Annotated in this window: 11 protein-coding genes and 1 pseudogene; 3 read left to right on the forward strand and 9 right to left on the reverse strand. The window is 39.2% G+C overall.

Annotation, left to right across the window (positions count from 1 at the left end):
- Positions 1–47 precede the first annotated feature (47 nt).
- A complete protein-coding gene (locus tag AC0IWE_RS22110) occupies positions 48–1,370 on the forward strand; it encodes an MFS transporter (protein WP_471794750.1) in 1,323 nt (440 codons plus the stop codon).
- An 844-nt stretch (positions 1,371–2,214) separates the two neighbouring features.
- Here AC0IWE_RS22110 and AC0IWE_RS22115 read toward each other — a convergent pair.
- The 6 genes and pseudogenes from AC0IWE_RS22115 to AC0IWE_RS22140 all read right to left on the reverse strand — a co-directional run bounded on the left by AC0IWE_RS22115 (position 2,215) and on the right by AC0IWE_RS22140 (position 8,352).
- The gene (locus AC0IWE_RS22115; RefSeq protein WP_055909134.1) at positions 2,215–2,430 is read right to left on the reverse strand and encodes a PLDc N-terminal domain-containing protein; all 216 of its coding nucleotides are present in this window, start codon (positions 2,428–2,430) and stop codon (positions 2,215–2,217) included.
- Positions 2,431–2,448: 18 nt separating this feature from the next.
- On the reverse strand, positions 2,449–4,200 hold the full coding sequence (locus AC0IWE_RS22120) for an ABC transporter ATP-binding protein (RefSeq protein ID WP_055909133.1): 1,752 nt from the start codon (positions 4,198–4,200) through the stop codon (positions 2,449–2,451).
- A 102-nt stretch (positions 4,201–4,302) separates the two neighbouring features.
- Entirely contained in the window at positions 4,303–6,630 is a 2,328-nt protein-coding gene (locus AC0IWE_RS22125) for a TonB-dependent receptor (RefSeq protein WP_471794812.1), read from the reverse strand.
- 33 nt (positions 6,631–6,663) lie between these two features.
- Positions 6,664–6,744: pseudogene (locus AC0IWE_RS22130) on the reverse strand (hypothetical protein); the annotation flags it as partial.
- Between the two features lies 1 nt (position 6,745).
- On the reverse strand, positions 6,746–7,507 hold the full coding sequence (locus AC0IWE_RS22135; RefSeq protein WP_471794751.1) for a carboxypeptidase-like regulatory domain-containing protein: 762 nt from the start codon (positions 7,505–7,507) through the stop codon (positions 6,746–6,748).
- A gap of 299 nt (positions 7,508–7,806) precedes the next feature.
- The gene (locus tag AC0IWE_RS22140) at positions 7,807–8,352 is read right to left on the reverse strand and encodes a transposase (RefSeq protein ID WP_055909126.1); all 546 of its coding nucleotides are present in this window, start codon (positions 8,350–8,352) and stop codon (positions 7,807–7,809) included.
- Between the two features lie 300 nt (positions 8,353–8,652).
- Between AC0IWE_RS22140 and AC0IWE_RS22145 the strand changes: the two genes are divergently transcribed.
- Positions 8,653–9,144: a hypothetical protein gene (locus AC0IWE_RS22145; protein WP_471794752.1), complete on the forward strand. Its 492-nt coding sequence runs from the start codon at positions 8,653–8,655 to the stop codon at positions 9,142–9,144.
- Between the two features lie 304 nt (positions 9,145–9,448).
- On the opposite strand, the gene AC0IWE_RS22150 is transcribed toward AC0IWE_RS22145, so the two are convergent.
- From AC0IWE_RS22150 to AC0IWE_RS22160, 3 genes are all read right to left on the reverse strand, one after another.
- A complete protein-coding gene (locus AC0IWE_RS22150; RefSeq protein WP_055909119.1) occupies positions 9,449–10,759 on the reverse strand; it encodes an amidohydrolase family protein in 1,311 nt (436 codons plus the stop codon).
- Position 10,760: 1 nt separating this feature from the next.
- Complete coding sequence (locus AC0IWE_RS22155; protein WP_471794753.1) at positions 10,761–11,408, reverse strand: amidohydrolase family protein; 648 nt, start codon at positions 11,406–11,408, stop codon at positions 10,761–10,763.
- A gap of 145 nt (positions 11,409–11,553) precedes the next feature.
- A complete protein-coding gene (locus AC0IWE_RS22160; protein WP_471794754.1) occupies positions 11,554–13,782 on the reverse strand; it encodes an amidohydrolase family protein in 2,229 nt (742 codons plus the stop codon).
- Positions 13,783–13,894: 112 nt separating this feature from the next.
- Here AC0IWE_RS22160 and AC0IWE_RS22165 point away from each other — a divergent pair, with 112 nt between their 5' ends.
- Positions 13,895–14,338: a cytochrome B gene (locus AC0IWE_RS22165; protein WP_471794755.1), complete on the forward strand. Its 444-nt coding sequence runs from the start codon at positions 13,895–13,897 to the stop codon at positions 14,336–14,338.
- Positions 14,339–14,707 lie beyond the last annotated feature (369 nt).

Genomic DNA, 14,707 nt, shown 5'->3' on the forward strand with positions numbered 1-14,707 from the left:
TGTTTTTAATTTTCATAACGTAGTTTTGCATATAACTTTTTTTTCCTGTGGCAGATTCAGATCCCAACTCCGTTATCGTAAAACCCGATCCTTACGCAGCATTGCGTTTTAGAGAGTTCCGCTCTTATTTGGGCATGCGTTTTTTCTTCACTTTTGCCTACCAGATGCAGGCGGTAGTACTTGGAATTTATATTTATCACGTTACAAAAGATCCATTGGCACTCGGTTTTATTGGTCTTTGTGAGGCCATACCCGCCATAGGAATTGCATTATATGGAGGTTATGTAGCCGATAAAAGTGAAAAAAGAGGCTTACTGCTTAAAATATTTATAGGGGTATTTATTTGCACCATCATTATGTTGCTGGTAACCCTTTCGCAATTTAACCTTCAGCAATTCAATATCATCTTCACCTTATTTAATTTTAAGGTAAACCTTGTAGCCCTCATCATGTATGTACTCGTATTTGGGATGGGCATTGCCAGAGGATTTTTTGGTCCGGCTACATTTTCTTTAATGGCGCAAATTTTGCCTAAAGAGCTATATCCCAATGCAAGTACCTGGAGCAGCTCAAGCTGGCAAATGGCTTCCATTTTAGGGCCGGCAATTGGTGGCATTACCTACGGTTTCTTCGGCATCACCGTTACTTACATGGTTATTATAACTTTCGTATTTATTGCGCTGATTTGTATTTTCTTCTTAAAAGTGCATCCTCCACAGTTCATACCCAAAGAAAACATTAAAGAAAGTTTGCTGAAAGGGATAAACTTTGTATTTAAAACCAAAATGATGGTATGGGCAATGAGTTTAGATCTCTTTTCAGTATTTTTCGGAGGAGCTGTTGCAATATTGCCTGTATTTGCCAACGATATTTTAAAAGTTGGGCCCGAAGGTTTAGGTTTTATGCGGGCTGCGGTTTCTGCAGGCTCAGTTTTTACCATGCTCGCCATGACGCGCTTTTCGCCAATGAACAAGCCCTGGCGCAATTTACTAATCGCCGTAACAGGTTTCGGCTTAAGCATCATCTGCTGGAGCTTATCTAAAAATTTCTACCTCACACTCTTCTTTTTATTCCTGGAGGGGTCTTTCGATAGCATCAGCGTAATCATCAGATCAACAATTATGCAACTGTTAACCCCCGATGAAATGCGAGGACGGGTTTCGGCGGTAAACAGTATGTTTATTGGTTCATCTAACGAAATTGGCGCATTCGAATCAGGCCTCACCGCGAAGCTGATGCGTACCATCCCTTCGGTGGTTTTTGGTGGAACAATGACGCTCGCCATTGCCGGAATTACCTGGTTAAAAACGAAATCGTTAACCAAGCTGAGTCTGCAGGATATTAATGAGCATACTACTAAAGCGGATTAGTCGAAGAAAGAAAATACGATAAGAATATTTTTGTAGATGATTTTGGGCATGCCCCAAGCTGCGCAAGGGTCGGGCTATACGTTTCAATCTTTTTTTGATGAAGGATCAAAAAAAGGATTTCCACTGCTATCCCTCATGCAAAAAAAAGAAAACCATTGTGCCTTTGTTTTGGGAGGTAATTTATTAATGGTCTGTGGGGACACAGACCATGGGGATTTAATTAAAAGAGTTGTTAAATTAATAGCGCGGTTGCCAGAAAGTTGACAACTCTGAGATTCTAAATGGTAAAATAATAAATGGTCTGTGGGGATTGAAAAAGAGTTGTCAAATTAATAGCCCGGTTGCCAGAAATTTGACAACTCTAAAGTCTTAATGGTAAAATAATAAATGATCTGTGGAGACACGGACTATGGGGATGGCATTAAAAGAGTTGTCAAATTAATAGCGCGGTTGCCAGAAAGTTGACAACGCTAAAATTCTTAATGGTAAATAATAAGTGGTTTGTGGGGATTGAAAAAGAGTTGTCAACTTTAATAGCGCGGTTGCCAGAAAGTTGACAACGCTAAAATTCTTAATGGTAAATAATAAGTGGTTTGTGGGGATTGAAAAAGAGTTGTCAACTTTAATAGCGCGGTTGCTAGAAAGTTGACAACTCTAAAATTCTTAATGGTAAAAAACAAATGATCTGTGGGGATACAGACTATGGGAATTTAATTAAAATGAGTTGTCAACTTTAATAGCGCGGTTGCTATAAAGTTGATAACTCTACAATTCTTAACGGTAAAAAACAAATGGTCTGTGAGCACACAGACCATTGAGATAATGATACAAACTATACCATTAATTAAAACTTCTTATTCTTGCCCCACATCAGATAAATGATCGAACCCAAAAAAGGAGCCAAGAGGATAATGATAAACCAAAGTACTTTAACCGAAAAACCAATGTTGCTGTTTCTCGATATATGGTACAATGCCACTAATATTAATGCCAGCCAAAGTATGGCCGCAATAATAATAACCATCGCAATCTGATTGCTTTCAACCTGTGCTAGTAACATAACAATAATTTTTTGTTCCTAAGCTTCAACAACTCGCTCGCCAATTTGTTGGCGCCACATGGCCTGATATAGACCATTTTGTGCAATTAACTCTTCATGGCGACCCTGCTCAATGATATGGCCTTTCTCTAAAACGTAAATTTTATCGGCATGTTTAATGGTCGATAAGCGGTGGGCAATCAATATCGTAATGTGGTCGGTTAAATCTGAAACCGAACGGATGGTTTTGGTAATTTCTTCTTCTGTAATCGAATCCAAAGAGGAAGTGGCTTCATCAAAAACCAAAATATCAGGTTGGCGCAGTAAAGCCCTCGCAATTGATAAACGTTGTTTTTCGCCTCCTGAAACCTTAACACCACCTTCGCCGATTAACGAATCTAAACCTTTATCTGCACGTGCCAGTAATGTTTGGCAGGCTGCCTGGTTCAATACTTTAAAACATTCCTCATCGGTTGCATTAGGGTTTACAAACAATAGGTTTTCTCTAATCGTACCCGAAAATAATTGCGTATCCTGTGTTACAAAACCAATTTTCTCCCTTAAGGCATCAAGATCTATATCATTACTCGGAATGCCATTGTATAAAATTTCACCTTCTTTTGGTTGATATAAGCCAACGAGCAATTTAACCAATGTAGTTTTGCCTGAACCCGACGGACCAACAAAAGCAATGGTTTGGCCGTTATGTGTTTTAAAGGAAATGTTTTCTAAAGCATTTCTGTTCGCCGTTTGGTGTTTAAAGCCTACATCGCTAAAAGTAAGGTCTTTAATTTTGGTAATCGAAGTAGGGTTCTCCGGTTTCTTATCAATTGGTGTACTCAAAATCTTTTTAAAGTTCCCTAACGAAACTTCAGCCTCACGCCAGGTTAAAATTACATTACCAAGCTCCTGCAATGGGCCAAAAAGGAAGAAGGAGTAAAAAAGAAATGAAAAATACTGTCCGGCGGTAATAGAATTATCGAAAATAAGCAACAGCAGAACCAGCACCATTGTACTGCGCACCAGGTTTACCGTAGTACCCTGAACAAAGCTCATACTGCGCACATATTTTACTTTTTTAAGCTCCAGGCCTAAAATTTTGTAAGTGGTTTTGTTTAGCCTTTCTATTTCCTGATCTGCCAATCCTAAACTTTTAACCAGTTCGATATTTCTTAATGATTCGGTGGTTGAACCCGCTAAAGCAGTGGTTTCGCCAACGATAGAACGTTGTATGGTTTTAATTTTGCGACTTAAAAACCAGCTCACAAAACTGATGATCGGAATGGCAGAGAAATAAACCAAAGTAACTTTATAACTTACCGAAACCGAATACACGATTACGAAAATCATTCCGATTAAGCTTACAAAAAGGATGCTGATAAAGGCAGTGATAAACTTCTCCGAATCTAAGCGTACCTTTTGCAAAATACCCAGGGTTTCGCCGCTGCGTTGATCTTCAAAAACCTGATAAGGTAATTTTAAAGAGTGCTGTAAACCATCGGCATACATTTTTGCACCCACCTTTTGTACAATTACACTGGTAAAATAATCCTGAAAGTTTTTAGCAATACGCGAAACCATTGCCGCACCAATTGCCAAACCGATTAAGCCCAACGAGCCCCAAAGGTACTGGCTGTAAGTGAGCGAATCTTTTTTATTGATAAAACGGTCTAAAATACGACCTGTGATGTATGGATCTAAGAGTGAAAAGCCAATATTTATACCTGCAAGCAAGAGCGCCAAAGCCACAATCCACTTGTGGTGTTTCAGGTAGTTAAGTAATAATCCCATTAAGTTTTGTTGTTTATAAATGCAAACATAAAAAAAGGGAACGGATAAAAATCCATTCCCCTTTTTTATGACTTTAAGCTAAGATACTTAGCTAATATTTAATTAAAAACCGTAACGTAAACCGATTTGTATTTGCCAAGGGTTGCCCGATGGGGTAACAATACCAGTGTTGTTTACACGATAAGTATAAGCTTTGTTTGCGGTATCAAATGCGCTAACCGCATATAAAGCCTGGTTGCCCAAAGTTTCATTTACACCCCATTTTTTGTTAAGCAGGTTTGCAAAATTAAATACATCTCCAGAGAATTCGATACTGTGCTTTTTATTAAGGTGAAGTTGATAGCTTAACTTTAAATCAACAATGCCAAAAAAGTCATTCACACCGCCATTTCGCTCTGCTATCTCACCAGAGTATTTATTAATATAATCTTTTAAACTTTGGCTTGCGTTTGGATTATCCAATAATGTTTGTAAGCCTGTACGAACATTTGCAGGTACAGTTTGATTGTTTCTGTCAAACACATAAGCCAAATCGTTTGTAGCCACAAAATCACCGTTGATATTGCCGCCTGCCAACAAACTATACCGCGTTCCGCCAATACCAGAGTAGCGAACACCTAACCTAAAGCCATAAAAACTTGGCGAAGTGCCATAAATAACAACCTTATTGCGGAATTGATTATCTGAATAAGACATTTTGCTTAAATCTCTCGGATCATCTTTAACAGGAAGAGATAAGGTAGCAGAGTTTGCCACGTTGCCATTATATGATGTATTATCTTTTGTATCGTTATAAGTATAACTTGCCGAGATTTCTCCATCCTTAAAATAGTTCCAGGTCGCATCTAAAACTACAGCGAACTGATTTACTTCCCCTTTACTGTTTAATTCTAACACACGGCCAAACTGGTTGGTTAAACGTCCGCCTTTCCAATCGGCAACACCATTGCTTGCAGTGATACTCGAAGTTGGTACAAATACACCACGGTTACCTTCATTAGCCAGGGTAAAGTAAGGATTTGCCGCCATGTTTTTATCAACATACATGTAGTTGTTGCGTCCTAATGTTGCGTAACCCGTAATGCCAACCTTAAGTTTATCGGTAATTAATTTACTGTATGATAAGTTGGCTTTATAAACCACCGGGATTTTTGCATCTTCAGCGTAAGTATTAATTGTTGGTACCTGTAAAGCCGTTAATGAAGGGGTAGCAACAGTACCATTTCTATAACCTATAAAGTTTGGTGTGGGTACATCTTTGCCAAAAACATCAACTGTTGCCAAGTGTTTACCATCAAAGGTTAAGTTGTTAATGGTTACATAATTGTTCACATCCGAACCGAAGATACCTGCTCCGAAACGTACAAAATCTGTTCTGTTTTCGTTAATATCCCAGTTAAATTGGATTCTTGGCTGAATTAAAAATTGTTTTAACTCATTATCCGTTCTTACGCCAATGGCATCAAACAGTTGTTGGTTAAGCGGCGATTTAGGATACGTGCTGTAATCGATACGTAAGCCACCTATAAAATCTAAACCTTTAGCCAGTTTGGTTTGCATTTGCCCGTAAACAGCAGCATTCCAAATGCCAGCTTTAACAGTTGGATCTGCAACCAATGGTACTTCGCGGTAAAATCTGTTTGGCGCAAGGTTGTTAAAGTTTGTAATTGCCGGTACTTCGATCTTTTTTGTAGGGTCGTTTGGAAAAGCAGGATCCTGAATTTGAGAAGTTGAATATTCGAAACGGCCGTTTACCTCACTACCATAAAGCGATTTTGCATTGGTATACATTACATCAACACCAAATGTATATTTAACCTTATCGGTATTGTAATAAAAGTTATCTACCAATTGAAAAACATTATTGGTAAAACCTTCCTGCCCGAAACGGTGGCCACCAATTTGTATCGCAGTAGAAATTCCCTTGGTACCATCAGCAAGGTCTGATTTTATGTTTCCTACAATTGCTCTTGGAATGGCACCTGTTAATTCATCATTCTGCGTACTTGCCTGGTAAGTATATAAATGCTGTATTTTTAATTCGTTGGTAATTTTGCTGCTGATGGTTGAACGTAAAGTTGCCAATAAATTATTATCAACGTTTTTATCGTTACCATAACTTTCGTAGAAGTTAATCGCAGTATTATCAGCCAAACCCAGTGGGTTTCTGTCGTTCGTATAATTATCACGAATGGTTAACAAATTTCTATCATTAATTTGCCAGTCTAAACGGGCAAAAGCAGCATCAGATCCACGTTTTTTATCGAAAGAACCATACTGAGGGGTGTTTGCTACGCCATATTTAGTACGTGCAACATCCAAAAACTGTGCTAAAGTACTGTTCGTAATTCTGAAACGGGCTTCATCAGCAGGGCCATTTACATCGGCAATAATTAATGGGCGGGCATCTTTCTGATGATCTAAACCCACGAAATAATGTAATTTATCTTTAATAATCGGTCCACCCAACGTAAAACCGTATTGATAAGTAGAGAAATCGTTATCGCGCTTTACACCTCTGATATCATAACGTGATGATAACCAATCAGCCCTTCCGTAACCAAATGCGCTTCCACTTACTGTATTTGTACCCGATTTGGTTACTGCAGTTACAGTACCTCCACCGAGCTCTACCCAAAGTTACATCATATTGGTTGGTTACTACTTTAAACTCACGAACAGCCTCAATAGAAATTGAGTATGGCGCACCACTTCTACTGGTTGTACTACCAGCCGATGTTGGGTTTTTAGCATTCATACCATCAATGGTATAATTTGTAGATGAACCCAACTGGCCCGATATATTGCCGCCGCGACTTAACGGAGATAAATCCATTAAATTGGAAAAGTTACGCCCGTTTACAGGTAATTGGTTCATTGTTTTAGCAGAAATTTCTGTAGAAGCACCAAAGTTTTGAACTTTGTTTCTTAAACCTGAAGCGATTACCTGCACGGCTTCTAAATCTTGTGAAGCTTCCTGCATGGTGATACCCACCTTAACCACATCGCCAAGGTTTAACATATAGCCATTTCTGGTTTGCTCGCCAAAACCCACATAAACTGCTTTTACTGAATATGGCCCACCCAAAGGAAGCTCTTTAAAAGTGTACTCGCCCTGGGCATTGGTAGATGTTTTGGTGGTAAACCCTGTAGAGTTGTTTTTGATCTGTACAGAAACCCCGGGAATAGGCTTTTTCTGTTGATCGGTTATAATACCAGAGATTGATGCCTGCGTGGTTTGCGCACTTGCCCGGTTGTAGACAATGCAAAACAGTAGCGACACTGCAATAAGTAAATTTTTCATCATGATTATTTTTCTGATTTTTTATGATGACAAAGATGTTAATGTGGTGTTAAGCCGAATTAGATTTAATATTATGAAATGGTTTAGTGATTGCCCTTTTTATAGGCTGATGTTAAAATAAAATGTTACTCATAAATTAATACTGCCCCTGAGTGTTAAATTAATGTTAACCTTACGCTTAGGCACACGTGGGACACGTGCGCCAGCGCTTCGGTTGTATTTAACTTTCGCTAGCGCACGCGGCACGCGTGTGCTGCTTTTAATAATTTAGCGCACGCGTGCCGCGTGTGCTATAAAAAAAATTAAAGTTCATTCAACTCTATCAATCCTTTACCTCCGCTATAGTCTATCGCGCTACTGTATTTCCAATGCCAGGCCTCGTTAACATAGCCAGCAACAACCGGATTTTCGTGCAGGTAATTTGCCTTTTGCTCAATAACTTCGGCACTCCATAATTCTATAGGTTGATTGTTATGTTGCCAAAATTGATATTCTGTAACATTACTGCTTTTTGAGCCTGCCCGCTTAAACATCCACAGCAGCCATTCTTTTCTGCTTTCTTTACCATTCTCTTTAATGGCCTTCACAATTTGTTTGGAAGTATATTCTTTTATCCTACCGAGCAGCTTATCTGGATTATTGTTTTTTGCACTAAATATTAAATGCACATGACTTGTCATAATGCACCAGCAGTGGAGTTCCAAACCAAGGTTTTTTGTACAATAAGTTAAGCAATCAACAAAAATGTCGCAGTATATGCGTCTAACAAAAATATCCAACCAATATACTGTGGCAAAACTTACAAAGTATAATCCCTCTTTATTATGGAATTTATATTTACGGCTCATTTCTATATTTTTTATTGCCAGTGCATGAGCAAAAGCATGTATAACTTTTATAAATTAATACGAATAAACCATTTTAACCTTGGGAGGGTTGGTGGGGTATGGTTTTTATAGAGATGATTATGATTTAAATATAGGAAAAAATATAATACTTAACGTTGGTACACGTGTAGCGCAGGTGCCAGCAATTGAATAAATTATCTTGGTTTTACCAATAATGATTAAATTAATATTAATCACTTAATTTTACTTGTAAAGCAAATCTATTTAGTGTTGGGGGGGCACCGATGATAACCGATGGATATGGAAATACAGTTAGAAGAAAATATTCCTTTAAATGATGAAGATCTAAAGCATATAGCAAGTCAGGAAGAAGGAGTTAAAAAGGTTCTCCCAATGGTTTTAGGGGGAAGTATATTTTTATTGATGGCTTTTACTGCGCTACTGTTGAAAGACCACTTTGCAGATTTTAAGTACTACGATTATATTTTATTTGTAGGTGCGGGCTTTGCTATGTATGGTTTTTGCTATTGCTTTGCCTGGCTGGTAATGAGCTACGATAGTGCCAATTGGAAAAAGGATAAAGCCAGGGGTAAAAACAAATTAATTAGTGTAGTGATCAACCGTGATAAAACAGAACATGCAGAATACCTGACTTTTGCCGGACCAGCTAAAAAAGATAAAATAAGAATCAGGGTAAAACCCAAAGATTATTCCCGTTATTCGGTAGGTACAAAACTAACCGTTGTCTATTTAAAATTTAGTAAAGAGGCGCTTGAACTTACTGAGATTTGATTATAAGGATGAAACATTCCTACGGAACGGAAAAAACAACCATGTTTTTTCCACCTGGGATTCGTCCCGATGGGACGATATAAGACTGTAATATTCACAGATCGTCCCATCGGGACGAATCCTAGGGAGCCAATTTTATAATTGGTGTTTTAGTCCAGATATGGACGTTTGATGATCAGCCGTAAAGCCAGCCAAATCGTTATTAAACAAAAAACGGCCGGTAAATTAATATCGGCCATTCTAATTTTAAGCTTTAACAGTCAATTAACCGGTTTAAACAATTAACCAGTTAATCATTAAAATGCTATTTCTTTTCGGCGGTATATTTATCGCTGAATTTTTTATCCAATTGTTTGTGCAGGTTATCAAGATTTATATCTCTGCCCTGTATAAATGCTTGTTCCACTTTATTGGTACGCATATCTAAAGCATCGCCTGCCGAGATAAAGAAAGTGGCATCTTTACCGGTTTCAATACTGCCCGTAATTTTATCAACGCCCATTGCTTTGGCTGCATTTAAAGTAATGGTAGATAATGCTTTTTCTTTATCCAAACCCCATGCAGTAACCGTACCCGCCATAAAAGGGAGGTTGCGTTGTTGCCAGTAACCATCAATACTCAATACCACGTTTAAGCCGGCATTAGCCAAAACAGCAGCGTTTTTATAAGGCATATTTACATCATCATCATTGTTGTTGGGTAAAGCATGAGGCTGTTTAACCACCAGGGTAATGTTGTTCTCTTTTAAGAAATCGATAATCAGGTAAGCTTCATCAGCACCCGTAATTACAGGCGTAATGCCAAACTTTTTGGCGAAATTAACAGCTGCAACGATATCTTTCTGACTATCGGCCGCGATAAACAGTTTTTCGTTGCCTGCAAATACTTTCTTCATCGCTTCGAAACGCGTGTTAATCACTTCTGGTTTGCCCATTTCCGAATAAGCTTTAGCCTCAGCAAAAAAGGAGGTTAACTGCGCAATGGCTGCCTGTGTTCTTTCCGCTAACGATTCTGGCGATTGCTGCGGCCGGCCGAAGCCTCCAAAACCACCTCTAAAACGAGGCGTAACAGGCCAGGTCATGTGCATGGCGTCATCCGTTTTAAGTGCTGCATCTTCCCAGTTCCAGGCATCGAGCTGCACAACTGATGAACTGCCCGAAACCGTACCGCCCTGTGGAGTTGGCTGTGCCATTAACACCCCATTGCTGCGCAACGTGGCCGGAACTTTCGAATCGGTATTATACGCTACAATGGAACGGATGTGCGAATTAAAATCGCCGATTTCCTGAAAATCCAATGTTGCTTTTACCGCTTCAATTTCTGTTAAGCCTAAATTTGTAGTAGCGGCAATAAAGCCCGGGTAAATGTGTTTGCCAGTAGCTACAATACGCAACACATCATCTTGTGGTACCTGGCCATTGGCCGTAACCGAAATAATTTTACCGTTACCAAAAAGGATGGTGCCATTTTCAATTATTGTTCCATTACCTACATGTACTGTGGCACCGGTAATGGCTATGGTTTTACTTTGTTTTTTAGCTGGCGAAATGTTTGCCTGCGCAAAACACATCAGGCTCGAAGCCGAAAAAGCCAGACTGAATAAATATGTTTTCATGTTAGTGTGCATGTTCTTTCTCGGTTAATTCTGCAGAATAGTTTTCTAAAGTTTCGCAATTGTATAATCGTGGTGCATCACCCATTGGGCGTTGTGTGCGGCCGCCTTTACTTTTGCTATCCAACATTTTTTGAATCAGGCGGGCTTTTTCTGCCTGTTGTGTTTTAATCACCAAGGCATCTTTATCAATGTCCCAATACGGAATACCATCAACAAATGTTTTTTCAGCGCGGGCATAAATAGAAAGCGGGTTGGCTGTCCATATTACCACATCGGCATCCTTGCCGGCTTTTAAACTGCCCACTTTATCATCAATATGAAGCATTCTGGCCGGATTAAGCGTTACAAATTTAAGCGCATCTTCTTCAGGCACGTTACCATACAATACCGATTTTCCTGCTTCCTGGTTTAAGTGGCGTGCCATTTCGGCATCGTCTGAGTTAAAGGCTGTAGTAATACCCACGTTGTGCATAATTTTTCCATTGTAGGGAATGGCCTCGGCAACTTCGTTTTTATATGCCCACCAATCAGAAAAGGTAGAGCCTGCAATGCCATGTGCTTTCATTTTATCGGCCACTTTATAACCTTCTAAAATGTGCGTAAAAGTATTTATTTTAAATCCTAAGCTATCTGCAACATGTATTAACATGTTAATTTCGCTCTGTACATAAGAGTGGCAGGTAATGAAACGTTTGTTGTTCAGGATTTCAACAATAGCATCCAGCTCTAAATCTTTACGTACACTGTTGCCTTTAACCGAAATTGCTTTTGCATACTCTTTTGCGCGGGTAAACTCATCTACAAAAGTTTGCTTTCACCCCCATCCGCGTAACCGGGAAACGTGCACCAGTACCAAAGTTGCTCTGTTTAACATTTTCGCCCAGTGCAAACTTGATGAAACCATCAGCACCAGCAAATTTTAATTCTTCGGGCGATTTACCCCAACGGAGTTTAATCAACTGCGACTGACCCCCAATTGGGTTAGCCGAGCCATGCAGGATATGCGAAGTGGTAACACCACCGGCCAGCTGGCGGTAAATGTTTACATCTTCAGAGTTGATGATATCGGCAACACGAACCTCGGCAGATACCGATTGTGCACCTTCATTAATGCCACCAGCACTGGCAATGTGCGAGTGTTCATCAATAATACCGGCAGTAACGTGTTTGCCTGTAGCATCAATTACTTTTGCGCCACTTGCCGAAAGGTTTTTACCAACGGCTTTAATCTTTCCGTTTTCCAAAAGTACATCAGCATTTAAAAGAACACCATCTTTCTCATTCGTCCAAACAGTACCATTTTTAATTAATACGGTTTCCTGTTTAGGTAATTCTGTACTCCCAAAGGCAGAAAAAGGATAAATAACAGGGCCTAATGCCAAGGTTGCTTTAGGCTCATCTTTTTTAGGAGTATCTTTTGCGGCCTCTTTGTAAGTAGCAGTAAATTTACCGCTGGTGCCATCAGCCAATGCCGATTCGCCTTTTATAGTTACCGGGTTTGCAGAGGTAATGTAACCGCTTAAGCGGATATCGCCTTTCGGACTTTTCTTTAAATTGAAATTGATACTTACCCAATCTCCGTTTCTGGTAAAAGTGGCAGTTGTTTTTACGCTATCTGTACCCAATCTTTCAATTGCAGCGGTAGATCCACCGCCTGTTCCTGTTATCTTTAGCGTTAAAGCACCAACACCATCAACATTTAAATTGTAAGTGCCGCGTACATCGCTTACATCCATTTTGTTTACGATGAAGCGTTTACCCTGAACCCAGTTTTCGAAAATAATGTTTCCGTTTTTAAATAAATTATCAGATGAGATTAAAAAGTTAGCCACTTTTCCTTTTTCAAGGGAACCAACTTTATCACTGATACCCAACAATGAAGCAGGTATTTCGGTAACCGATTGTAAGGCTTGCTTTTCGGTTAAGCCATTTTCTATCGCCGTGCGGATGTTCGTCCAAAAATCGCGGCTGTTCTCTAACCCAAAAGCAGTTAAAGCAAATTTAATTCCTGCTTTTTCTAAGCTTGCCGGGTTGGTAGGTGCAAGTTCCCAGCCCTTCATTTGCGATAAAGTCAGGTTTCTGGCTTCCGCAGGATCTTCCACATCATAAGCTTTAGGGAAATTTAATGGAATAATTAAGCTTGCTCCGGTCGCTTTTACCTCGTTTATACGCTGGTATTCATCACCGGTTGATTTAATGATGTATTTCTTGCCAAACTCTTTGCCAATTTTATCCGCACGGAGAATGTTCTGCCAGCCATCAACTTCAAAAATCTGCGGCATAGTTTGTTGTTTGCCAAATTCATCCAAAGAGATGTTATACTCATCTTTTTGTTTGCCATACCATTGCGCATCGTAATAAGTTTGGCGCAGTAAGGCAATCGAACCCATGAGTGAGGTAGGGTAATCATTAGATGAAGTGCCTTTGTTAAACGAATAGTTCGCTGCGGTTTGGTCTTTCAAAATAACGCTGTTATCTGCACCTTCATTTAAAGTTACTGCTGCAGACACTCCACGGGCAATGCCATCTCTACTGATTACATTAACACTTCCGAAACCTGCTTTACGCAATTCGTCGGCCTTTTTAGTATCGGTAGAAAAAATATTTTTAACATACGTTTCAGGCCTGATGGATTCGTTCCAACCATACGCACCTTTTTTGGTCGAAACAAAAATAGATTGTCGCTGACCACCAAAGCCCCGTTGTTGTGCAGGTGCTTCGGCCAGGCCATAGCTTGTAAAAGCATCAATTAACGATGGGTAAACAAATTTCCCTTTCAAATCGATTACCACATAACCTTTTGGTACGGCCAAACCGGCGCCAACGCCCTGTATGGTTTGTCCTTTAATTAACAGTGTGGCATTTGATAAGGTTTGGTTGGCATTTACTACAATTGTTGCGTTGGTAAAGGCAAACATTCCAGGTCTGGTATCAAAAGAGCCGTTAACAGGGAAGGTTGTTTGCTGTGCAAACAGAAATGTAGTAGAAAATACCAGCCCAATGGCAAGTAAAATTTTCTTCATAATAAGTTTAGTGTTTAATTTGTTTAAAACTAATATAAATTAGTGTTCATTCTACTGAATATCCTATATTTTACAATTAATGACTATTTTTGGCTAAACATATTTGATAAAAATGTACAACATCGTAAAATCTGCGCACTCCGGATGGCGCTACATCGTATTAATTTTATTGGTTATCGCTGTAATCAATGCTTTATCGGGCTGGTTAGGCAATAAAACATACACAGAAGGTAACCGCAAGCTGAATGTTTTTACATTGATCAGTGTACATATTCAGCTTTTGATTGGCCTCGTATTGTTTGCCCTGAGCCCGTTAACCAAATTACCAATGAGCACTGCCATTGGCCGGTACTTTAAGGCAGAACATACCTCAATGATGATTATTGCAATTATTTTAATCACCATTGGAAATGCAAAATCAAAAAAGGTAACTGAAGCAGTTGCAAAGCACCGCACTATTGCTGTTTTCTTCGGCCTGGCCTTGATTTTAATTATCGTAGCTATTTTATTATTGGTTAAAGATGTTCCGGGAAGATCATTCTTTGGGGTTTCTTAACCGGTATTTCTACACGTAATATATAAAGTCCTGCTTCAAAAGAGCAGGATTTTTTTATTACTTTATGCGAATCGTTATCTCTTGCTTGTAGCGATCGTTGTAAGATTGCTTCGCTGGCTGAAAAAGCCATCTCGCAATAACGAAATGGGTAAGGAATCTTCATCTTGAATGGAGAGATCTGTTAAGTAGATTTCCTAACTGCGCTACACTTCGCTCTCAATGATGATATTAGGCAAAAGAAACTTTTAATTCGGATGAACAATCTCCACCTTTTAACCGCTTACTAAACTTATTTTCATAAATATTTCCATTTTTCAAAATTCTTTATATTTTTGTGGCTCATGATCAACAATATACATACCTGGCTTT

It is taken from the genome of Pedobacter sp. AC402, from assembly GCF_979252805.1.